At 51.2% G+C, this 22,408-nt stretch carries 15 protein-coding genes; 14 read left to right on the top strand and 1 reads right to left on the bottom strand.

Annotated elements, in window-relative coordinates:
* The first annotated feature begins 48 nt into the window (after positions 1 to 48).
* The 9 genes from acpP (at position 49) to ACTOY7_RS10280 (ending at position 13,878) form a co-directional block, all read left to right on the top strand.
* On the top strand, positions 49 to 279 hold the full coding sequence (gene acpP, locus ACTOY7_RS10320; protein WP_044984316.1) for an acyl carrier protein: 231 nt from the start codon (positions 49 to 51) through the stop codon (positions 277 to 279).
* Positions 280 to 398: 119 nt separating this feature from the next.
* Complete coding sequence (gene rnc / locus ACTOY7_RS10315) at positions 399 to 1,106, top strand: ribonuclease III (protein ID WP_160282360.1); 708 nt, start codon at positions 399 to 401, stop codon at positions 1,104 to 1,106.
* A 9-nt stretch (positions 1,107 to 1,115) separates the two neighbouring features.
* Positions 1,116 to 4,676, top strand: a complete 3,561-nt coding sequence (smc, locus tag ACTOY7_RS10310; protein WP_300884839.1) for a chromosome segregation protein SMC — start codon at positions 1,116 to 1,118, stop codon at positions 4,674 to 4,676.
* Positions 4,677 to 4,693: 17 nt separating this feature from the next.
* Positions 4,694 to 5,671, top strand: a complete 978-nt coding sequence (gene ftsY, locus ACTOY7_RS10305) for a signal recognition particle-docking protein FtsY (RefSeq protein ID WP_160282358.1) — start codon at positions 4,694 to 4,696, stop codon at positions 5,669 to 5,671.
* Positions 5,649 to 6,863 carry a threonine ammonia-lyase gene (gene ilvA, locus ACTOY7_RS10300; protein ID WP_160282357.1) on the top strand — a complete coding sequence of 405 codons (1,215 nt, stop codon included), beginning with the start codon at positions 5,649 to 5,651 and terminating at the stop codon, positions 6,861 to 6,863. The genes ftsY and ilvA overlap by 23 nt, the downstream gene beginning before the upstream one ends.
* Positions 6,864 to 7,149: 286 nt before the next feature.
* On the top strand, positions 7,150 to 10,695 hold the full coding sequence (gene nifJ, locus ACTOY7_RS10295) for a pyruvate:ferredoxin (flavodoxin) oxidoreductase (protein WP_160282356.1): 3,546 nt from the start codon (positions 7,150 to 7,152) through the stop codon (positions 10,693 to 10,695).
* 428 nt (positions 10,696 to 11,123) lie between these two features.
* Entirely contained in the window at positions 11,124 to 12,083 is a 960-nt protein-coding gene (locus ACTOY7_RS10290) for an alpha/beta hydrolase (protein WP_394684573.1), read from the top strand.
* 22 nt (positions 12,084 to 12,105) lie between these two features.
* A complete protein-coding gene (locus ACTOY7_RS10285; RefSeq protein WP_394684574.1) occupies positions 12,106 to 13,203 on the top strand; it encodes a galactitol-1-phosphate 5-dehydrogenase in 1,098 nt (365 codons plus the stop codon).
* Between the two features lie 117 nt (positions 13,204 to 13,320).
* A complete protein-coding gene (locus ACTOY7_RS10280) occupies positions 13,321 to 13,878 on the top strand; it encodes a manganese efflux pump MntP (protein ID WP_160282353.1) in 558 nt (185 codons plus the stop codon).
* A gap of 72 nt (positions 13,879 to 13,950) precedes the next feature.
* Here ACTOY7_RS10280 and asnA read toward each other — a convergent pair whose 3' ends face one another.
* Complete coding sequence (gene asnA, locus ACTOY7_RS10275; RefSeq protein WP_160282352.1) at positions 13,951 to 14,961, bottom strand: aspartate--ammonia ligase; 1,011 nt, start codon at positions 14,959 to 14,961, stop codon at positions 13,951 to 13,953.
* A gap of 296 nt (positions 14,962 to 15,257) precedes the next feature.
* On the opposite strand from asnA, the gene ACTOY7_RS10270 reads away from it, so the two are divergent.
* The 5 genes from ACTOY7_RS10270 to ACTOY7_RS10250 all read left to right on the top strand — a co-directional run.
* The gene (locus ACTOY7_RS10270; RefSeq protein WP_160282351.1) at positions 15,258 to 16,052 is read left to right on the top strand and encodes an ABC-2 transporter permease; all 795 of its coding nucleotides are present in this window, start codon (positions 15,258 to 15,260) and stop codon (positions 16,050 to 16,052) included.
* Between the two features lie 59 nt (positions 16,053 to 16,111).
* Positions 16,112 to 16,936 carry a PHP domain-containing protein gene (locus ACTOY7_RS10265; RefSeq protein ID WP_160282350.1) on the top strand — a complete coding sequence of 275 codons (825 nt, stop codon included), beginning with the start codon at positions 16,112 to 16,114 and terminating at the stop codon, positions 16,934 to 16,936.
* A 160-nt stretch (positions 16,937 to 17,096) separates the two neighbouring features.
* Positions 17,097 to 19,523: a glycogen/starch/alpha-glucan phosphorylase gene (locus tag ACTOY7_RS10260; protein WP_300885971.1), complete on the top strand. Its 2,427-nt coding sequence runs from the start codon at positions 17,097 to 17,099 to the stop codon at positions 19,521 to 19,523.
* Positions 19,524 to 19,536: 13 nt separating this feature from the next.
* The gene (malQ, locus tag ACTOY7_RS10255; RefSeq protein ID WP_160282348.1) at positions 19,537 to 21,024 is read left to right on the top strand and encodes a 4-alpha-glucanotransferase; all 1,488 of its coding nucleotides are present in this window, start codon (positions 19,537 to 19,539) and stop codon (positions 21,022 to 21,024) included.
* A gap of 656 nt (positions 21,025 to 21,680) precedes the next feature.
* Positions 21,681 to 22,408, top strand: a 728-nt coding sequence (locus ACTOY7_RS10250; protein WP_482672672.1) for an AraC family ligand binding domain-containing protein, incomplete at its 3' end; no start/stop codon positions are given.

Genomic DNA, 22,408 nt, shown 5'->3' with positions numbered 1-22,408 from the left:
TTACAAAGAATCCAAAGCGGAACAAGATCAGAAAGGAAAAGGATGATTATGGAATTTGAAAAATTGCAGGAAATTATTGCAGATGTTATGAATGTTACGAAGGATGATGTTCAGCCGGAGACAAAGTTTGTGGAGGATCTGTCGGCGGATTCGCTGGATATCCTTCAGATCATCACAGAGCTTGAGGAAGCATTTGACATTGAGATCGACAATGAAGATGCAGACAAGATCGTAACAGTGCAGGATGCGGTTGATCAGATCAAGAAGGTTGTAGAGTAGTCATCGAAGCAAGAGAAAGCCCTATGTGGGCTTTTTCGCTGTTTAGAGAAATGCAGCGAAGCTTTAGGAAGATTTCTCAGGAATATTTTTCATAGAAAGGAACCGTTGGAAAGAAAAGGATGAAGGACAGACTGAAAGAACTGGAAAAACAGATCGGTTATCAATTCCGGGATCATTCGCTGCTGCGCAGGGCCATGATGCACAGCTCCTATACCAATGAAAAGCATCTGCCCAAGTTCCAGTGCAACGAACGGCTGGAATTTCTCGGGGACGCGGTGCTGGAGCTGGTATCCAGTGAGTTTTTATTTCTGGAAAACCCGAAGATATCCGAGGGGGAGCTGACCAAGACCCGGGCAGGCATGGTGTGTGAGCCGTCGCTGGCATTCTGCGCCCGTGATCTTGATCTGGGAAACTATCTGCTCCTGGGCAGGGGCGAGGAGGCGACCGGCGGAAGGGAACGGGATTCCATCACATCGGATGCCATGGAAGCGCTGATCGGAGCCATCTATCTGGACGGTGGTTTTACTAATGCAAAAGAGTTTATTCACAGGTTCATCCTGTCGGATTTAGAACACAAGAAGCTCTTTTTCGATAGCAAGACCATTTTGCAGGAGATCGTGCAGGCGGATATGGGAGAGAGCATTTCCTACCGCCTGGTGGGAGAGGAAGGCCCTGATCACAACAAATCCTTCCATGTGGAGGTATGTATCGGAGAGAGCTGCTGCGGCGCGGGAAAAGGGCGTACGAAAAAGGCCGCGGAGCAGGAGGCGGCTTATCAGGCAATTCTGAAGCTGAAGGCGGGTTCGCAAATTGGTTACAATTACTAGAGGTGTAAGATGTATTTAAAAAGCATTGAGGTACAGGGATTCAAATCGTTTGCGAATCGAATCCGGTTTGACTTCCATGAAGGGATTACGGGAATCGTGGGTCCCAACGGAAGCGGAAAGAGCAACGTGGCGGACGCCGTTAGGTGGGTCTTGGGAGAGCAGCGGGTAAAGCAGCTTCGGGGCGGCACCATGCAGGACGTGATCTTTTCGGGAACGGAAAACAGAAAGGCGCTCAGCTATGCGTCGGTGGCCATCACGCTGAACAATTCGGACCACCGGCTTCCGGTGGACTATGAGGAAGTTACCGTGACGAGGAAATTATACCGTTCCGGTGAAAGTGAGTATCTGCTCAACGGCGCGGCATGCCGTCTAAAAGACATCAACGAGATGTTCTATGATACCGGGATCGGCAAGGAAGGCTACTCCATCATCGGGCAGGGGCAGATCGACCGGATCCTGAGCGGCAAGCCAGAGGAACGGCGGGAATTATTTGACGAGGCGGCGGGGATTGTGAAGTTCAAGCGGCGGAAGAACCTGTCGCTGAAAAAGCTGGAGGAGGAACGGCAGAACCTGCTCCGTGTCAATGATATCCTGTCGGAGCTGGAGAAGCAGATCGGGCCTCTTTCCAGGCAGTCCGAGGTGGCCAGGGAATATCTGAAAAAAAAGGAAGAATTAAAGACTTTTGATATCAACATGTTTCTGTTGGAGACGGAGCGGATCAAGGAACAGATCCAGGAGATCGAAGGGCAGCTTGGCAACGCGGAGGAAGAACTGAGCGAGGCGAAGACCCGCTATGAAGAGATGAAGGCGGAGTATGACGCCATCGAGGAAGAGGTGGACGCCATTGATTTTTCCATCGAGAAGGCCAAGAGCCAGCTCAACGAAACGACGCTGTTAAAGCAGCAGTTAGAAGGCCGGATCAATGTCCTTAAGGAACAGATCAACACGGTACGGATGAACGATGAGCATTATGACAATCGGCTGCACACCATCCGGATCGAGATTGAGGCCAGACAGGGGCAGTTAAAAGAGCTTTCCAGAGAACAGGAGGATGTCCGCGGCAAGCTGCTGGAGGTCATAAAAAAAGACCAAGAGGCCAAGGAAGCACTGATCGCGGTCCAGAGCCGGATCGCGGGACAGACGGCGGAGGTGGAGACCAGCAAGCAGGAGATCATGGAGCTTTTGGAAAACCGGGCCTCTACCCGTGCGAAGATCCAGCACTACGACACCACCCAGGAGCAGATCGCGGCCCGGAAGGCGGAGCTGGACAGGCTCTTGAAGGAGACGCGGGGAGAGGGAGAGCAGCAGAATGAGATTCTAGAAGCCTATGAAGCAGAGCTCTCTGGTGTCAGAAAAGAAATTTCAGACTTTTCCGGACAGATCCAGAAGACAGAGCAGAAGATCGAACAGTACCAGAGGGAGCTGAATGAGAAGCAGGAAAAGCTCCGCCTGGGGCAGACCGCATACCACCGGGAATCCTCCCGTCTGGAATCGCTGAAAAATATCACCGAACGGTACGACGGCTATGGAAACAGCATCCGCAAGGTCATGGCAAACCGGGATCGGGAGCCGGGGCTCCTTGGAGTCGTGGCGGATATCATCAAGGTGGAAAAGGAATATGAGATTGCCATCGAGACCGCGCTGGGCGGCAGTATCCAGAACGTGGTGACGGATACTGAGGAAACGGCGAAGCGGATGATACAGTTTTTGAAAAAAAATAAATTCGGGCGGGCAACCTTTCTTCCCCTGACCAGCATGCATGGAAATTCCGGCATCCGGGATGAGAAGGCGCTGCAGGAGAAGGGGGTCATCGGCCTGGCCAATACGCTGGTCCATGTGGAGAAGCGTTTTCAGGGGCTCTCTGACCAGCTGCTGGGAAGGACTATTGTGGTGGACCATATTGATACCGGGATCGCCATTGCCAGAAAGTACCGGCAGTCCCTTCGCCTGGTCACTCTGGAAGGCGATCTGATCAACCCCGGAGGAGCAATGACCGGAGGGGCGTTCAAAAATTCCAGCAATCTGTTAAGCCGGAGGCGGGAGATCCAGGAGTTTGAGGAGACCGTTGCCATGCTCAAAAGGGATATGGACCAGATGGAGCAGGAGGTCAACGACATCAAACAGAAGCGGGGCGCCTGCTACAATGAGATCGACCAGATCCAGCACCAGCTCAGCAAGGCGTCGATCGCGGAAAATACGGTTAAGATGAATATGGAGCAGGTTCAGGGTAAGCAGAAGGAGCTGGCAGAGCGCCGCCAGACATACCGGGCGGAGCAGGAAACTCTGGAGGAACGACTGCAGGAGATTCTGGACAATGAAGAATCCATTCAGCTGGAGCTGGAGACCTCCAAGAATCTGGAGCAGGAGCTCAATGAGCGAATCGAACGGCTGCAGAAGGGGCTGGAGGAGGATAAGGAACAGGAAAGCGTGCAGCTAAAGCATTCCGAGGAGGTCCATCTGTCCTTCGCAAGCCTGGAGCAGCAGAATGTATTTATATTGGAGAACATCAGCCGAATTGAGGAAGAGACGGCGAAGTTTGAGGAAGAATTAAAAGAGGTAGACATTAGTAAGGGAAATGCGTCCGGAGAGATCCAGGAGAAGGAGGAGAAGATCCGGGAGCTGACCGAGACCATCGAAAATTCCGGGGAGCTTTTTACCGAGATCCAGGCGGAGATCAAGAGCCAGGTGGCAAAGCGGGACGAGCTGAACCAGAAGCATAAGACTTTTTTGGGAAAACGCGAAGAGCTCTCCAGGCATATGTCCGAGCTGGATAAGGAATGCTTCCGTCTCAACAGCCGGAAGGAATCCTATGAGGAGGCTGCGGAGAAGCATATCAACTACATGTGGGAGGAATATGAGCTGACGCTGCGCCGTGCCAGAGAGCTGCGTAATCCGAACCTGACGGAGCTGGGGTATATGAAGCGGCAGATCCAGAACCTGAAGGCGGAGATCAAGAAGCTGGGCAATGTGAATGTAAATGCCATTGAGGAATTTAAAGAGGTTTCGGAGCGCTATGAATTTCTCAAAGGACAGCATGACGACCTGGCAGAGGCGGAAGAAACGCTGGTCAAGATCATTGAAGAGCTGGACATTGCCATGCGCAAGCAGTTCCAGGAGCAGTTTGCGCTGATCTCTGCGGAATTTGATCATGTATTTAAGCAGCTCTTCGGCGGCGGAAAGGGCACCCTGGAGCTGATGGAGGATGAGGATATCCTGGAGGCAGGGATCCGGATCATCGCGCAGCCGCCGGGAAAGAAGCTGCAGAACATGATGCAGCTCTCCGGAGGGGAAAAGGCGCTGACAGCCATTTCCCTGCTGTTTGCGATCCAGAACTTAAAGCCGTCGCCGTTCTGTCTGCTGGACGAGATCGAGGCGGCGCTGGATGACAGCAACGTGGTGCGGTTTGCGCAGTATCTGCACAAGCTGACGGAGAATACGCAGTTTATCGTGATCACTCATCGAAGGGGGACCATGACGGCGGCGGACCGTCTGTATGGGATCACCATGCAGGAAAAGGGCGTGTCTACGCTGGTGTCTGTGGACCTTCTGGAGGATGAGCTGGATAAATAGGGAAGGAGGCATGTAAAATGGGAGAAGAGAAACAGGGATTTTTTAAGCGTCTTGTGTCAGGGCTTACGAAGACCAGAGACAATATCGTGTCCGGGATGGACAGCATTTTCCATGGTTTTTCGAAGATTGACGATGATTTTTATGAGGAGCTGGAAGAAACTCTGATCATGGGCGACCTGGGGGTGAGAACCACGGAAGAGATCATCGAAGATTTGAAGGCAAAGGTGAAAGAGCGGCACATCAAAGAACCTGTGGAATGCAGGCAGCTTCTGATCGACAGCATCAAGGAGCAGATGGATGTGGGCGAGACGGCCTACGAATTTGAGGACAGGCAGTCTGTGGTGTTCGTGATCGGCGTCAACGGCGTGGGTAAGACCACCACCATCGGGAAGCTGGCGGGAAAGTTCCGCGCGGAGCGTAAAAAGGTGATTTTGGCGGCGGCGGATACCTTCCGCGCGGCAGCAGGCGAGCAGTTAAAGGAATGGGCGAACCGTGCCCAGGTGGATATGATCGGCGGCCAGGAAGGGGCGGACCCGGCTTCGGTGGTATTTGACGCGGTGGCTGCCGCGAAGGCCAGAAAGGCGGATATCCTGCTGTGCGATACGGCGGGGCGGCTGCACAATAAAAAGAACCTGATGGAAGAGCTGAAAAAGATCTACCGGGTCATTGAGCGGGAATATCCGGAAGCCTATCATGAGACACTGGTGGTACTGGACGCGACCACAGGACAGAACGCGCTTGCCCAGGCGAAGGAATTTAACGAGGTGGCGGACATTACCGGAGTGATTCTGACCAAGATGGACGGAACGGCAAAGGGAGGGATCGCCGTGGCGATCCAGGCGGAGCTGGGAATCCCGGTGAAATATATCGGAGTCGGGGAGTCCATTGATGACCTGCAGAAATTTGACGCGGATGAATTTGTGAATGCGTTATTCTACAGAGATGAGGAAAAAGAGAAGGGAGAGAGCCAGAATGATGACATTGGAGAAATTTGAAGATGCCACGGAAGTGGTGAAGCGGGTGACCAGTTCCACCAAGCTGGTATACAGTGATTATCTGAGCGAGCAGACGGGCGGAAGGGTGTATCTGAAGCCGGAAAATATGCAGCATACGGGGGCCTACAAACTGCGGGGGGCCTACTACAAGATCAGCACCCTTTCCGAGGAGGAGCGGAGTCGGGGACTGATCACGGCCTCCGCTGGAAACCATGCCCAGGGCGTGGCCTATGCGGCCAACGCGTTTGGATGTAAGGCGACCATTGTCATGCCTACGGTGACGCCGCTGATCAAGGTCAACCGGACCAAGAGCTACGGAGCGGAAGTCATTCTTTACGGAGATGTGTACGACGATGCTTGTGAGTATGCCACAAAACTGGCTGAGGAAAAGGGGTATACCTTCGTCCATCCCTTCGACGATCTGGACGTGGCGACCGGACAGGGGACCATTGCCATGGAGATCGTACAGGAGCTGCCCACGGTAGACTATATCCTGGTCCCGGTGGGAGGCGGCGGTCTGATCAGCGGGGTGGCTACACTGGCCAAGATGCTGAATCCAAAGATCAAGGTGGTGGGAGTGGAGCCCATCGAAGCGGCCAGCATGAGCGCCGCGCTGGAAGCCGGGGAAGTGGTGGAGCTGGAAACAGCCAACACGATCGCAGACGGCACAGCCGTAAAGGCAGTGGGAAAGAATGTATTTCCTTATGTGAAAGAAAATGTGGATGACATGCTCCTGGTGGAGGATGATGAACTGATCGGGGCATTTCTGGACATGGTGGAGAACCACAAGATGATCGTGGAAAATTCAGGGCTCCTGTCGGTTGCCGCTTTGAAGCAGCTGGACTGCAGAGGGAAAAAAGTGGTCTGTGTCTTAAGCGGAGGCAATATGGATGTGATCACCATGTCCTCCATCGTACAGCATGGACTGATCCAGAGAGACCGGATTTTTTCCGTATCCGTTCTGCTTCCGGATAAGCCGGGCGAGCTGGTGCGGGTGGCCGCCACCATTGCGGAGGAGCAGGGCAATGTCATCAAGCTGGAGCACAACCAATTTGTCAGCACCAACCGGAATGCGGCAGTGGAGCTGCGCATCACCATGGAGGCGTTTGGGACGGAGCATAAGCACCGAATCCTGGAGGCGCTGGAGAGGAAAGGATTCCGTCCGAAGCATATCAGCGCGAAATTGTATTAAAAAGGTAAAAAAGAGCGATCGAGGAATTTCTCTGCGTGAATTGAATTAAAATGGGACAAAAGCGCGGAGGGAGCAGTTACACAAATAAAGGATAAAAACTATACGCATGTTATATGAAAAATATTGTAAAAAAGGCTGAGGCGTAAAAAAATGCTTCGGCCTTGTACCCCAAAATAAACAAAAAACCATGATTCTTTCTATAGACTTTTACTAATTTTGGGGATATAATAAACTCACATGTGAAAATTAAAACTTTTACAATGTACTAATTAAGGAGGAGCAAACAATGGCAAGAAAAATGAAGACCATGGATGGTAATCAGGCCGCAGCTCATGTTTCCTACGCGTATACTGAGGTTGCAGCGATCTACCCCATCACCCCATCATCTGTTATGCCCGAGCATGTTGACGAGTGGGCAACCGAGGGAAGAGAGAATATCTTCGGACAGACCGTACAGGTGACAGAGATGCAGTCCGAGGCAGGTGCAGCCGGGGCTGTACACGGTTCCTTATCCGCAGGAGCTTTGACTACAACATTTACAGCATCACAGGGATTACTTCTGATGATTCCTAACTTATATAAAGTAGCAGGCGAGCAGCTGCCAGGCGTGTTCAACGTATCCGCCCGCGCGATCGCGAGCCACGCGCTCTCCATCTTCGGAGACCATTCCGACGTATATGCATGCCGCCAGACTGGCGCGGCTATGCTCTGTGAATCCAGCGTACAGGAAGTAATGGACTTGACAGCGGTTGCTCATTGCGCGGCTCTTGAAGGCAAGATTCCGTTTATCAACTTCTTCGACGGATTCAGAACCTCCCACGAGATCCAGAAAATCGAAACCTGGGATTACGAAGACTTGAAAGACCTGGTCAATATGGACGCGATCGACGAGTTCCGTGCTCATGCGCTGAATCCGAATCACCCATGCCAGAGAGGTTCCGCTCAGAACCCGGATATCTTCTTCCAGGCAAGAGAAGCATGCAATCCATACTATGATGCCCTTCCGGGAATCGTTCAGGATTATATGAACAAGGTGAACGCGAAGATCGGTACAGATTATAAGCTGTTCAACTACTATGGCGCGCCGGACGCGGAGCGCGTGATCGTTGCAATGGGTTCCGTATGTGATACCATCGAGGAGACCATTGACTATCTGCTTGCGGCAGGCGAGAAGGTGGGTGTTGTAAAGGTACGTCTTTACAGACCGTTCTCCGCGCAGGCACTGATCGACGCGATTCCGGATTCCGTGAAGACCATCTCCGTCCTTGACAGGACAAAAGAGCCGGGCGCTCTGGGCGAGCCTCTGTACCTGGATGTTGTTGCGGCATTGAAGGGCACGAAGTTCGACGCGGTTCCGGTACTTTCCGGACGTTACGGACTGGGTTCAAAGGATACCACACCGGCACAGATCGTAGCCGTACTGAAGAATACAGAGAAGAAGCTGTTCACCATCGGTATCGAAGACGATGTGACCAACCTGTCTTTGGATGCAGGCGCTCCTTTGGTTACTACACCGGAAGGAACCATCAACTGCAAGTTCTGGGGACTGGGCGCAGACGGTACGGTTGGAGCGAACAAGAACTCCATCAAGATCATCGGCGACAACACGGATATGTATGCACAGGCGTACTTTGATTATGATTCCAAGAAGTCAGGCGGCGTGACCATGTCCCACCTGCGTTTTGGTAAATCCCCGATCAAGTCCACCTACCTGATCCGCCAGGCGAACTTTGTTGCATGCCACAATCCGTCTTATATTGACAAGTACAACATGGTACAGGAGCTGGTAGACGGCGGTACCTTCCTTCTGAACTGCCCATGGGACGCAGAAGGACTGGACAAGCATCTTCCGGGACAGGTAAAGGCGTTTATCGCAAACCACGGCATCAAGTTCTACACCATCGACGGTATCAAAATCGGTAAGGAGATCGGACTTGGCGGACGTATCAATACCGTGCTGCAGTCTGCGTTCTTCAAGCTGGCAGCCATCATTCCGGAAGAGGAAGCCATCGACCTGATGAAGAAGGCCGCAAAGGCGACCTACGGAAGAAAGGGCGACAAGATCGTTCAGATGAACTATGACGCCATTGACGCAGGCGCGAAGCAGGTTGTAGAAGTAGCAGTTCCGGACAGCTGGAAGGGCGCTGCTGACGAAGGTCTGACCGTTCCGCATGTAAGTGAAGACGGAAGAAAAGACGTGGTTGATTTTGTAAAGAATATCCAGGCGAAGGTGAATGCACAGGAAGGAAATTCCCTCCCGGTATCCGCGTTCAAGGACTATGTAGACGGCTCTACCCCGTCCGGCTCCTCCGCATACGAGAAGCGCGGTATCGCGGTAGATATCCCGATCTGGAAGCCGGAGAACTGTATCCAGTGTAACCGCTGTGCGTACGTATGTCCGCACGCTGTTATCCGTCCGGTAGCTCTTACAGAAGAAGAGGCAGCAAAGGTTCCGGAAGGACAGGCGACTCTGCCGATGACCGGTATGCCGGAGATGAAGTTTGCCATCACCGTGTCCGGCCTTGACTGTACGGGATGCGGTTCCTGTGCGAATGTATGTCCGGGTAAAAAGGGCGAGAAGGCTCTGGTTATGGAAAACATGGAAGCAAATGTGGAGACCGTACAGAAGGGCTTCGATTTTGGCGTGGAGATTCCTGTAAAACCGGAAGTAGTCGCGAAGTTCAAACCGGCTACTGTAAAGGGAAGCCAGTTCAAACAGCCATTGCTTGAATTCTCAGGCGCATGCGCGGGCTGCGGCGAGACACCTTACGCAAAACTGATCACCCAGCTGTTCGGTGACAGGATGTATATTGCAAACGCAACAGGATGTTCCTCCATCTGGGGCAACTCTTCACCGTCTACACCATATACCGTAGATGCCAACGGAAGAGGACCTGCATGGTCTAACTCCCTGTTCGAGGATAACGCAGAGTTCGGCTATGGTATGCTGCTTGCTCAGAATACCATCAGAGACCGTCTGAAAGTAAAAGTGGAGAAGCTGGCGGAAAGCGGAGACAATGAGGACGTGAAGGCTGCGGCTAAGGAATATCTGGATACCTTTAACATCGGTGCGGAAAACGGCGCTGCTACAGACAAGCTGGTAGCTGCTCTGGAAGCATGCGGATGCGGATGTCCGGAAAGAGCAGAGCTGCTCAAGGAAAAAGACTTCCTTGCAAAGAAATCCCAGTGGGTATTCGGCGGTGACGGATGGGCTTACGATATCGGATTCGGCGGTGTTGACCACGTGCTTGCAAGCGGAAAAGACATCAACGTGATGGTATTTGATACCGAAGTTTACTCCAACACAGGCGGACAGTCTTCCAAGGCGACCAAGACCGGTGCAACCGCGCAGTTCGCCGCAGGCGGAAAAGAGACCAAGAAGAAAGACTTGGCAGGCATCGCGATGAGCTATGGCTATGTATACGTAGCACAGATCGCCATGGGCGCGGACTTCAACCAGACTGTCAAGGCAATCTCCGAGGCAGAGGCTTATCCGGGGCCGTCACTGATCATTGCTTACGCTCCGTGTATCAACCATGGTATCAAGAAGGGCATGAGCAAGGCTCAGACAGAGGAACAGCTTGCGGTTGAGTGCGGATACTGGAACAACTTCCGGTACAATCCGGCGGCGGAAGGCAACAAGTTCACTCTGGACAGCAAGGAGCCAAAGGGTGAAGAATACCAGGCATTCCTTGACGGAGAGGTTCGTTACAACGCATTGAAGAGAGCAAATCCGGAGAAGGCTGCAAAACTCTTCGCACAGAATGAGAAGGAAGCTATGGAAAGATATGCTTATCTGAAGAAGCTGGTAACACTCTACGGAGAAGACTAAGAGAGAAAGAATCTGCGTTTTACAGCGGGGATTTAAAGCGTGAATTGTAAAAAATGATAAAAAGATCCCGGCATCCGGCAAATGATGGATGCCGGGATCTTTTGTTATATCATCGTATGCAGAAAAGCTGTTACAGGTCACACCTTGACCAGGCGTGCCCTGTAACTCAGGCCGTCATTTTAAATTGCCTGCGGCAATGAACGGCCTGAATCCCAGCTTTTATGTGCATCCTCCTGACCAATCAGCGTAGTGATTGGTCAGGGTGTGACATGTAACGAAAAGCTGCCAGTGGCAGTTCTTCTGTATGTAATCCGAATTGACAACGTATACGCTTTTGGTTACAATTGAAGCGGAAAGGTTTCAAGAAGCAAAGAAAAGTGACGCAAGAATATTTCAACAGCAAAATATAAATACGGAGGAAGCAGAACATGAAAACAGAATCGTACAAAATCTGGGAACCGGGAGAATATTCCTATGACCATGCCTTTGGATTTGTGCCCAATATCACCTCTTACATCCACGAGGATGATGTAAAACGGCCATGTATCCTGGTCGTACCGGGTGGGGCCTACTGCGTGGTCGCGCCGTCAGAGGGGGAGCTGGTGGCGCGGAAATTTTATGAGAAAGGGTATCAGACCTTTGTGCTGACGTATACTGTCAATTTTCTAAAGTCGGTTCCGTTAAAGCTTCAGCCGCTGAAGGATATCTCCCGGGCAGTCCGCTATATCCGGAAGAATGCGGATATCTTTTCTGTAATCGGGGATGAGCTGACGGTCTGCGGATTTTCGGCAGGAGGACATTTGTGCGGCAGTCTGTGCGTACATTATAAGGATATCGGAGACAATTCGGTCGAATACAGCGGGATCTCAAACCGACCGGATTCGGCGATCCTGAGCTACCCGGTCATTACTTCCGGGGATGAGGCGCACAGAGGTTCTTTTGCTGCATTGCTGGGAGAGGATGCTTCGGCGGAAGAGCTGGAATATATGTCTCTGGAAAAGCAGGTCACCGGGCAGACGCCGCCCTGTTTTTTGTGGGCCACTGCAACGGATGAGACGGTGCCGGTGGAGAACAGTGAGATGTATGTCAGGGCATGCCGGGAAAACGGAGTTCCCTGCGCGTTCCATATGTTCACCAGAGGAATACACGGGCTGTCCCTGGCAGATGAGGACTGGGCCAACGGAGTGCATATGAGCCCGTATACGGAGGAACAGCTGGTCTGTGTAATGCGGAAGGTGAAGTCCGGGGAAGTTACCGTACCGGAAAGGGTTCGGGCGGAATGGGAAGAACAGGAAAAGCGGCATGCGGAAAGGGTACCAGCGCCGGAACCTGAAGTGGCTGTCTGGCCGGAGCTGGCAGATGCCTTTTTGAAAAATCTGAAAAAGTAAATTATAGAGGGGAGAAGGACGCATGAAGGCATGGATGTTGCATGATATCAATGATTTCAGATTGGATAATATAGAGGAACCGGTTCTTCATGACGGCGAAGTGCTGGTTGAGGTGAAAGCAGCCGGAATCTGCGGTTCTGACATCCCCAGGGTCTACCAGAACGGCACGTATTCCTTCCCGTTGATCCCGGGGCATGAATTTTCCGGAGTAGTGGAAAAAGCGGGAAAAGCAGTAGATCCCGGATGGATCGGGAAGCGTGTGGGGATTTTCCCGCTGGTTCCATGCAGAGCCTGCGGACCCTGCCGGAAGGAGCAGTATGAGATGTGCAGGCATTACAGCTATCTGGGTTCCCGCGCAGACGGCGGTTTTGCGGAATATGCGGCAGTTCCGGCGGAGAATCTGATCATACTGCCGGATAACGTGACGTTTGCAGAGGCCGCCATGCTGGAACCCATGGCAGTAGCGGTTCATGCCATGAGGCGGGCCGCGCCGGATCCGGCAGATATCGCGGCAGTATGCGGGCTTGGTACGATCGGGCTCCTGCTGATCATGTTCCTGCAGGAGGCAGGAGTGAAAAATATCCTGGCCATCGGCAACAAGGAATTTCAGAAACAGATGCTTGGGAAGCTGGGACTTCCGGAGGAAGCATGGTGTGACAGCAGAAAACAGGATGCGGGACAATGGCTGACGGAACATACGGACGGTGCGGGAGCGGATATATTTTACGAATGTGTGGGGAAAAATGAGACTTTAACATGGGCAATCGATCATACAGCCCCCGGGGGAAGAGTCATGCTGGTGGGAAATCCGTTTTCCGATATGAATCTGGAAAAAGCCGTATACTGGAAGATCCTGAGAAATCAGCTGACAGTGACCGGAACATGGAATTCTTCCTTTTCATTTCAGAAAAAGAAACTCAGCGAGGATCTGCAGGACGACTGGCAGTATGTACTGGAACGACTGACTCATAAACGGATCGATCCTGCCGGCTTGATCACCCACACATTTTCTTTGGAAGATTTGGAACAGGGATTTCATATCATGCGGGATAAGACGGAGGATTATATCAAGATTATAGTGGATATGGAAAACAAAGACAATCTCGGGTTTTCTAAATAGCGATTGTGAAGGCCGGTTCTTCTATGCTATAATCCAATATGAAAGTACATGTTTCCGAAGGGAGCGCAATAGGATGGCAAGGACCGTTGATATAGGATAGGGGAAAGGAAAAGAAAAATGGGAATTTTTGAACTTTTTGTACTGGCCGTAGGGCTTTCCATGGACGCGTTTGCGGTGTCTGTCTGTAAGGGATTGTCCCTTGGGAGGATCCGCAGAAAACACATGTACATTGCGGGGGCCTGGTTTGGAGGCTTTCAGGCGCTGATGCCTCTGATCGGATATTACCTGGGCAGATTTTTTGCCGATGCGATCACGGAATATGACCATTGGATCGCATTTATTCTGCTCATCATCATCGGAGGAAAGATGGTGAAGGAGTCCTTTGACAAAGAGGAGCAGATGGACGGCTCTATGTCGGCGCGGTCCATGCTTTTGCTGGCGGTCGCGACAAGCATCGACGCGCTTGCGGTAGGAGTGACCTTTGCATTTTTGAAAGTATCCATCATCCCGGCAGTGAGCTTCATCGGAGTGGTGACCTTTGTCTGTTCGGCTGTGGGAGTAAAGATCGGGAGCATATTCGGTACAAAATACAGGTCAAGGGCTGAGCTGTGCGGCGGTATCATCCTGATCCTGATCGGAGCGAAGATCCTGCTGGAAGGGTTGGGAATCCTGTGATTGAGAAAAACGAAAAAGCAGATCTGCTTTCGGTTTGGTGCCTGCAGCAGACCTGCTTTTTTGATCGTTTACTTACAATAACTGAATCCCATGCTCCCTGGCCTCATGAAGTGCGTCCTCCGGCCAGATGGACGACTGCACCTCCCCGATATGGGCCTTGCGCAGGTAATACATACAGATCCTGGACTGGCCGATGCCGCCCCCGATGGTATAGGGCAGTTCCCGGTTTAAAAGGGCCTTCTGGAACGGCAGTTCGGCACGCTCCTCACATCCGGCCAGCTTTAACTGTCTGGACAGAGAAGCTTCATCCACTCGGATCCCCATGGAAGAGAGCTCCAGCCCCATATGCAGGGTGGGATACCAGACTAGGATATCCCCGTTCAACTCCCAGTCGTCATAGTCCGGCGCGCGGCCGTCATGCTTTTGACCGGAAGCAAGTTCCTTTCCAATCTGGGAAACAAAGACCGCCTTTTTCACCTTCGTGATCCGGTTCTCCCGTTCCTTCGGGGTACAGTCCGGATACATATCCTCCAGCTCCTGGGACGTGATAAAGAAAATATCCTCCGGCAGAAGAGGATCTATGTAATTGTAGCGTCTGGATATGAACTCTTCCGTCTCCTTCAAGGCACTGAATACCTTCCGTACCGTATATTCCAGCGTCTCCATATTCCGCTCTTCTTTGGAAATGACCTTTTCCCAGTCCCATTGATCCACATATAAAGAATGAATATTATCGGTGTCCTCATCCCGGCGGATGGCACTCATATCCGTATATAAGCCTTCTCCGGAGTGAAAACCGTAATGCTTGAGGGCATGGCGCTTCCACTTGGCAAGGGAATGGACGATCTCAGCCGGGGCTTCGTCCTGCTCCCGGATGCCGAATGCGACGGGACGCTCCACCCCGTTCAGGTTGTCGTTGAGACCGGATTCCGGCCGGACAAACAGGGGCGCCGATACACGGGTCAGATGCAGTGATTTTGCCAGAGCGCGTTCAAAATGATCCTTGACTTCCTTGATGGCTACCTCAGTCTCCCGGATCGTCAGCGGGGAATGGTATCCGTCAGGAATAACTAAATGCTCCATATACATAAACTCCTTTGATATTTTTATAGTAGATCACTGTTCGGAGCGGCAAGGTACAAGGCACCATGAAGCGTAACGAACAGCTACCCAATATTTTAATAACTGCTGTTAAAATTGTCAACGGCCTCTCAAATTTTTTCTTGTATAATACAGCAAAAATTGGTAGAATAAATTCATAGGAAAACTTCATCGGTAAAGTTTCGATATACTGACAATTCAGGACAAATGGTACAATACACCGGAAAAATCGGTATATCAGGGAGAAAAATTTATAAGGGACAAAGGAGTATGGAGCTATGGATGTTAACAAACTGATGAGCAGCATGCAGGGAACGGATTATGAAGCAATCCTCAAGAATCTGGAGAGCATGGGCGGCCCCATGAAAAATGCGCTGATGATCGCATCGGTGCTCTCCATCGTGATCGGGCTTTTATGGTGCTTCTTCGGACTGAAGCTGATCCGGGTATGGGCGGCGATCCTGGGATTGGCACTCGGATTCGGAATCGGTACGGGAGTTGCCGCGGCGTTCAATCTGAGTTCCAATTTGATCCTGATCTGCGGAGCAGTAGGAGGAATCCTTCTGGCGATTCTGGGCGCGGTATTTTATCATGTCGGGGTATTCCTGATCGCCTGGATCACGGGAAGCTCTCTGGCGCTGCTTGTCCTGCGGCCGAAGGACTGGAAGCTTGCGCTGGCCTGCGCTGGAATCGGCCTGGTTGTGGCACTGTTTACGATCCGCTTTGCGGAACTGATCATCATCGTGATCACAGGTATCAACGGCGGAATGAGTGCCGGCACGGGAATCATATCCTTTCTGCCGTTTGACAATCAGATCGTCCGGTATGCGGTCATCGGAGTCCTTGTTGTCGCAGGTATCGCCGTGCAGCTCTTGATGGAATCCGGGAAGCGGAAAAAGAGAACCCTGGAGAACGCAAAAAAGATCCGGGAACAGAACTCCACTGCAAATGAAGTGGAAAAGGCGCGCGCTATGATTGATGAACTGGACAAAAAGCCGGCTGCCGCAAAAAAGGGCACGGCGGGAAAGAATCAAAAAAAGAAAAAAGCAGCGCCGAAAAAGAATAAGAAATAAGAGAACACACAAGATAAGGAGGAGGTAAACTCTATCGATATTAAGGAGATGATATCTGAATGAAGATTGATATGCATTGTCATGTTAGGGAAGGATCCCTGGACAGCAAGGTGGGAGTGGAAGAGTATATCATGCTGCTCAAGGCAAAGGGATTCCAGGGGATGGTGATTACCGATCACAACACCTACAAGGGCTACCGTTACTGGAAGAACCATATCAAGGGAAAACGGCATAAGGATTTTGTCGTATTGAAGGGGATCGAGTACGATACCCGTGACGCGGGCCATATTCTGGTCATCATGCCGGAAGGAGTAAAGATGCGGCTGCTGGAGCTGCGCGGGATGCGGGTCTCCGTCCTGATCGACTTTGTACACCGCAACGGCGGCGTGCTCGGACCTGCTCATCCATGCGGGGAGAAGTACTTAAGCTTTGCCAACACCAAGCGTTACCGAATATCTCCGGAGCTGATGAAGCGGTTTGATTTTGTGGAGTCATTCAACTGCTGTGAGTCCGAGGAGTCCAATGCGAATGCGTTGAAGCTGGCCAAAAAATATGACAAGGTCCGGGTAGGGGGAAGCGACGCCCACAAGCCGGACTGCGTGGGCAGGGCCTATACCATTCTGCCGGAGCCAGTGACCTGTGAGACCGAACTGATCTCCATGATCCATAAGAAGACGGCCTTTGAGACAGGGGGAAACTATTATCACAGGACAACAAAAGAAAAGATGGGGAAGGTGAAGCTGATCCTGACCTATTCCTTCTGGTTCTATAACAAGGGCGGAGAGCTTTTGCGCCGCCACGGACGCAATACGAAGATGGAGCAGGAGAATCCCATTGATCCCATCGACCCCATCGAATTATACTACATCGGGAAACAGGGGTAAATGTATACTGAGCGCCGGATAAATCTGCCGTTCAGTATAATATGACGCACACAGCCGTATAAGGAAATCTGCCGCTTCGCGACTGCGGCTGGCGAGATACTTACAGCAGATTTCATCGGCCGTGAGTATAATGATATTTAAGGAGGATTTGAAACAGACTATGAGCGTACAGGAAACATTGCAGACACATCTGGGAAAGGGAATTGCAGAAGCATCCAATGAAGAAATTTTCGGCGCGCTCCTGCAGATGGTACAGGAGCTTGCAAAAGAAAAGGAAGCAGTCCAAGAAAAGAAAAAGATCTACTATATTTCCGCGGAATTTCTGATCGGAAAGCTGCTGTCAAACAACATGATCAATCTGGGGATCTATGAGGAAGCGCGGGATGTCCTTGCGAAAAACGGAAAGGACCTCTGCGAGATCGAAGAGCTGGAGCCGGAGCCGTCTCTCGGAAACGGCGGACTGGGTCGTCTTGCGGCGTGCTTTTTGGATTCTATTGCCACGCTGGGAATGTGCGGCGACGGGATCGGGCTGAATTATCACCTGGGGCTGTTCAAGCAGGAATTTGAAGACCGGCTGCAGAAGGAAACTCCGAATCCATGGATCGAAGATAAGAGCTGGCTTGTGAAAACCGATGTCTCTTATCCGGTTTCCTTCCGGGGACTGACACTGCAGTCCAGAATGTATGATATTGAAGTGACAGGTTATGAAAACAGGACCAACAAGCTTCATCTCTTTGACGTGGACAGCGTGGAGGAATCCATCGTATCGGACGGGATCAGCTTTGACAAGGAGGATATCGCGCGGAATCTGACGCTGTTTTTGTATCCGGATGACAGCGACGACAACGGACGGCTGCTGCGGATCTATCAGCAGTATTTTATGGTCAGCAACGGAGCGCAGCTGATCCTGGATGAATGTATTGCCCGGGGAAGCAATCTCTATGACCTGCCGGACTATGCGGTGATCCAGATCAATGATACCCATCCCACCATGGTGATTCCGGAGATGATCCGGCTTCTCACTGCCCGGGGACTGGATATGGACGAAGCCATCGACGTGGTTTCCCGGACCTGCGCTTATACCAACCATACGATACTGGCGGAGGCGCTGGAAAAATGGCCCATGGCTTATCTGAAAAAGGTCGTTCCCCAGCTCGTGCCGATCATTGAGATCCTGGATGACAAGGTGAGGAGAAAATATACCGTCATCAGCAGGCATTCGGTGAGTCGGAAGTTTTCGAAGGAAACCTCAGAAAAAGTCAATGAATATTCGGACGAGAGTGTTGCGATTATCGACCATGCGGATGTGGTACATATGGCACATATAGATATCCATTACGGATTCAGTGTGAACGGCGTAGCGGCCCTCCATACCGAGATCCTGAAGGACAATGAGCTGCACAACTTCTACAGGATCTATCCGGAGAAGTTCAACAACAAGACCAACGGCATCACATTCCGGCGCTGGCTTCTCTACTGCAATCCTCTCCTGACCAGGCTTTTGGACGAGCAGATCGGAACCGGGTACAAGAAGGATGCCAAGGAGCTGGAAAAGCTTCTCGAATTTGAACAGGACGAAAAGGTTCTCTCACGCCTTCTGGAGATAAAAAATGAAAATAAAAAGGTGCTCTGTGAGTACCTGAAGCACACCCAGGGGGTAGAACTGGATCCCAACTCGATTTTTGATATCCAGATCAAGCGTCTCCATGAGTACAAGCGGCAGCAGATGAACGCGCTTTATGTGATCCACAAGTATCTGGAGATCAAGGCAGGGAAGAAGCCCACGACCCCGATTACAGTAATCTTCGGGGCAAAAGCAGCTCCGGCTTACGTGATCGCGAAGGACATCATTCACTTGATCCTCTGTCTGCAGGAGATCGTGAACCAGGATCCGGAGGTCAGTCCTTATCTGAAGGTCGTTATGGTTGAGAACTACAACGTGACAAAGGCGGAAAAGCTGATCCCGGCATGTGACATTTCCGAGCAGATCTCCCTGGCATCTAAGGAAGCCAGCGGCACCGGCAATATGAAGTTCATGCTCAACGGCGCGGTCACCCTGGGAACCGAGGACGGTGCAAATGTGGAGATCCACGAGCTGGTGGGAGACGACAATATTTTTGTGTTCGGCGCGGAGAGTGATGTGGTCATCAAGCACTATGAGCATGCGGATTATGTATCCAGAAGCTATTACGAAAAGGATCAGGATATCAAGGCGGCGATCGACTTTATTACCTGTGAGAAGATGCTGGAGATCGGACAGGAGGAGAACCTGACAAGGCTGAAAAACGAGCTCCTAAATAAAGACTGGTTCATGACGCTGCTTGACTTCAAGGCCTATACGAAGAAAAAGGAAGAGGCGTTAAAGGCTTATGAGGATCGGACAGCATGGGCGAAGAAGATGCTGGTGAATATTGCGAAGGCAGGATTTTTCTCGTCTGACCGGACCATCGAAGAGTATAACAGGGATATCTGGAAATTAGAGACAGATAAAGACCAGGCCCGCGAGGCAGATGTTGACGGCAATGCATCCGGCGAATCCACAGAGGGACACGCAGCTTCTGAAAATACGGACAAGACAGAGGAATAGGAGGAGAACCTGTATGAGAGAAAGTGGAATTTTGCTTCCGATTTTTGCATTGCCTTCTAAATATGGAATCGGCTGTTTTTCGAAGGAAGCGTATGATTTTGTAGACCAGCTGAAGGCGGCCGGACAGAGCAAGTGGCAGATCCTGCCCCTGGGGCCTACGGGTTATGGAGATTCTCCTTATCAGTCTTTTTCGACATTTGCGGGAAATCCTTATTATATCGACCTGAAAACACTCCGAAAGGATGGGCTTCTGACAAAATCAGAGTGCAAGGCCCAGAATTTTGGAAAGCAGAAGGATCGGATCGACTACGAAGCACTGTATTTCGGGCGGTCCAAAGTGCTTCGGAAAGCATTTCATCGATTTAAAAAGAATGACGAATATGAGGAATTTTTGAAAAAAAATGAAGAATGGCTGACGGAGTACTGCCTGTATATGGCGATCAAGGACCGGCAGGGCGGCAAGAGCTGGATTGAGTGGCCAAAGGAATACCGGGACCGGGATCCGAAAGCACTGGAAGAGGCGAAGAAAGAACTGAAAGAGGAGATGGACTTTTATCGATTCCAGCAGTTCGAGTTTGACTGTCAGTGGAGGAAGCTGCATGCCTATGCCAACAAGCAGGGTGTGCAGATCATCGGGGACATCCCGATTTATGTGGCATTTGACAGTGCGGATACTTGGGCCAATCCGGAATTGTTCCAGTTTGACGAGGAAAACCTGCCCATTGCGGTTGCGGGCTGCCCGCCGGATGCATTTTCGGCTACGGGACAGCTCTGGGGGAATCCTTTGTATGACTGGGAATACCACAAGAAAACGGACTACGAATGGTGGGCGAAGCGGATCGCCTACAGCTTCAAGCTGTACGACAAGGTGCGGATCGACCATTTCCGCGGATTTGATGAATATTATACCATTCCCTACGGGGATGAGACGGCGGTCAACGGATGCTGGAAGCCGGGACCGGGAATCGCGTTTTTCAGGGCCATTGAAAAGCAGCTGGGCAAGCTGGATATCATTGCCGAGGACCTGGGCTATCTGACGGACACGGTGCTTCAGCTTTTGAAGGATACCGGGTTCCCGGGGATGAAGGTGATCCAGTTTGCGTTTGACTCCCGGGAGGCGGCCAACTACCTGCCCCATACCTATATCCCGAACTGCGTGGTCTATACCGGAACTCATGACAATGATACCACCCGGGGCTGGTTCCATAATGTAGACAAGGGATGCCGGGATTTTGCCCGGGAATATCTGCGCAAGCCGGCGCTGGATGAAGATACCCTGTCCTGGGATTTCATCGCCATGGCAATGGGAAGCGTTGCGGATCTGTGCATCATCCCGATCCAGGATTTCCTTTGTCTGGATGAGAAGGCAAGGATCAACATTCCGTCTACACTGGGCAATAACTGGGTGTGGAGGCTGAAAAAGGGCCAGATCACGGAGGAACTGACAAAGGAAATCCGCAGGATGACGAAGCTGTACGGGCGTATACCGGGCGAGGGATGACTAAGGCTGGATAGAGACTGATCCTGGTCGGATATGGCCCGAGAAAGTTACTGTTCACTCCTGGGCCGTGCGCCACGCTGAACGGTCACAGTCTAGTACATACTGGGGCTGGAATACGGCCTCTTGCCGTAAGGCAACTTTAAATAGGTCGGATTCGTTACAGTTCGCTGGCTTGCCAGTGAACTGTAACCTGAGAAAAAACTGCCATACTTACGGGAAAGCGTTGGTATGGCAGTTTTTATTGTGCGCCCGGCAATCGCACATTCTATCCGAAAATGCCAGGAGTATCTGAATGAGGGATAAAGACGCAACACGCTTTTATACTTCAAAATAATGCTTTACAAATCACACTTGGCTAAAATCGGGAAAATATCCACAGGTGTAAAGAAACATCGCAACACCGAAATTGATACAATGCGGAATGGCTGAAAAGCCTGAAAATAAGGCATTTCGCGGGTTCTTCGGTTTTATTTTTTCGCTTTTTGAGCCTTTTTTCTGTTGAGGGAGCAGCTCCGTTTTTTGATTTTGCACCACTTTTTAACGATAGCAGGAAACGTTAAATCTGAAAAATGAAGATATTTTACAAGACGCAGGAAAAAATAAGAGGTAAAATGGCTCTTGACAAAATTCAAAAATTGAATTTGGAGGTAATCCACATGAAGAAAGAAATAAGGACAGTGGTATATGATGATGAATTGAGGATGGAGGCATACCGTTTTGAGGGAATCGTGCAGCCGTTTCCAAGCCATTTCCATGAGCATTATGTCATAGGTTTTGTGGAGAAAGGGGAGAGGGTGCTTTCCTGCCGTGACAGGGAATATGCCATAGAGGAAGGGAGCATTGTGCTTTTTAATCCGGGCGACAGCCATGCCTGTGTGCAGAGTGATGAAGGGACGTTTGATTACCGGGGTTTTAACATTTCAAAGGAGGTCATGCTCGATCTGGCGGAGGAAGCTACCGGGAAACGGGAGCTTCCGGGATTTTCAAAGAATGTTATCTGTGATGAGGAAACAGCCTGCCACCTGCGCCCGCTGCATGAGATGGTCATGAAAGGAACAGGGGAGTTTGGGAAGGAGGAAACATTGCTGTTCCTGCTTTCATACCTCATCCAGAATTATGGGAAGCCTTTTGAAAGCTGCATCCCGGAATGCGGGCAGGAGATTGAAAAAGCCTGCGAATACATGACAACGCATTTTACGGAGCGCATTTATTTAGACCAGATCTGCCGCCATGCCGGGCTTAGCAAGTCAACGCTGCTGCGGGCCTTTACCAAAGAAAAAGGAGTCACGCCGTACCGATACCTTGAGACAGTCCGCATCAATGAGGCAAAGAAGCTGTTATCGGAAGGTGTGCCGCCCGTGGAGGCGGCCATAAGGACAGGGTT

It is taken from the genome of Schaedlerella sp. (assembly GCF_056796775.1).
The sequence above is the reverse complement of the archived record's forward strand: the minus strand, read 5'-3'. Positions and strand labels throughout refer to the sequence as shown.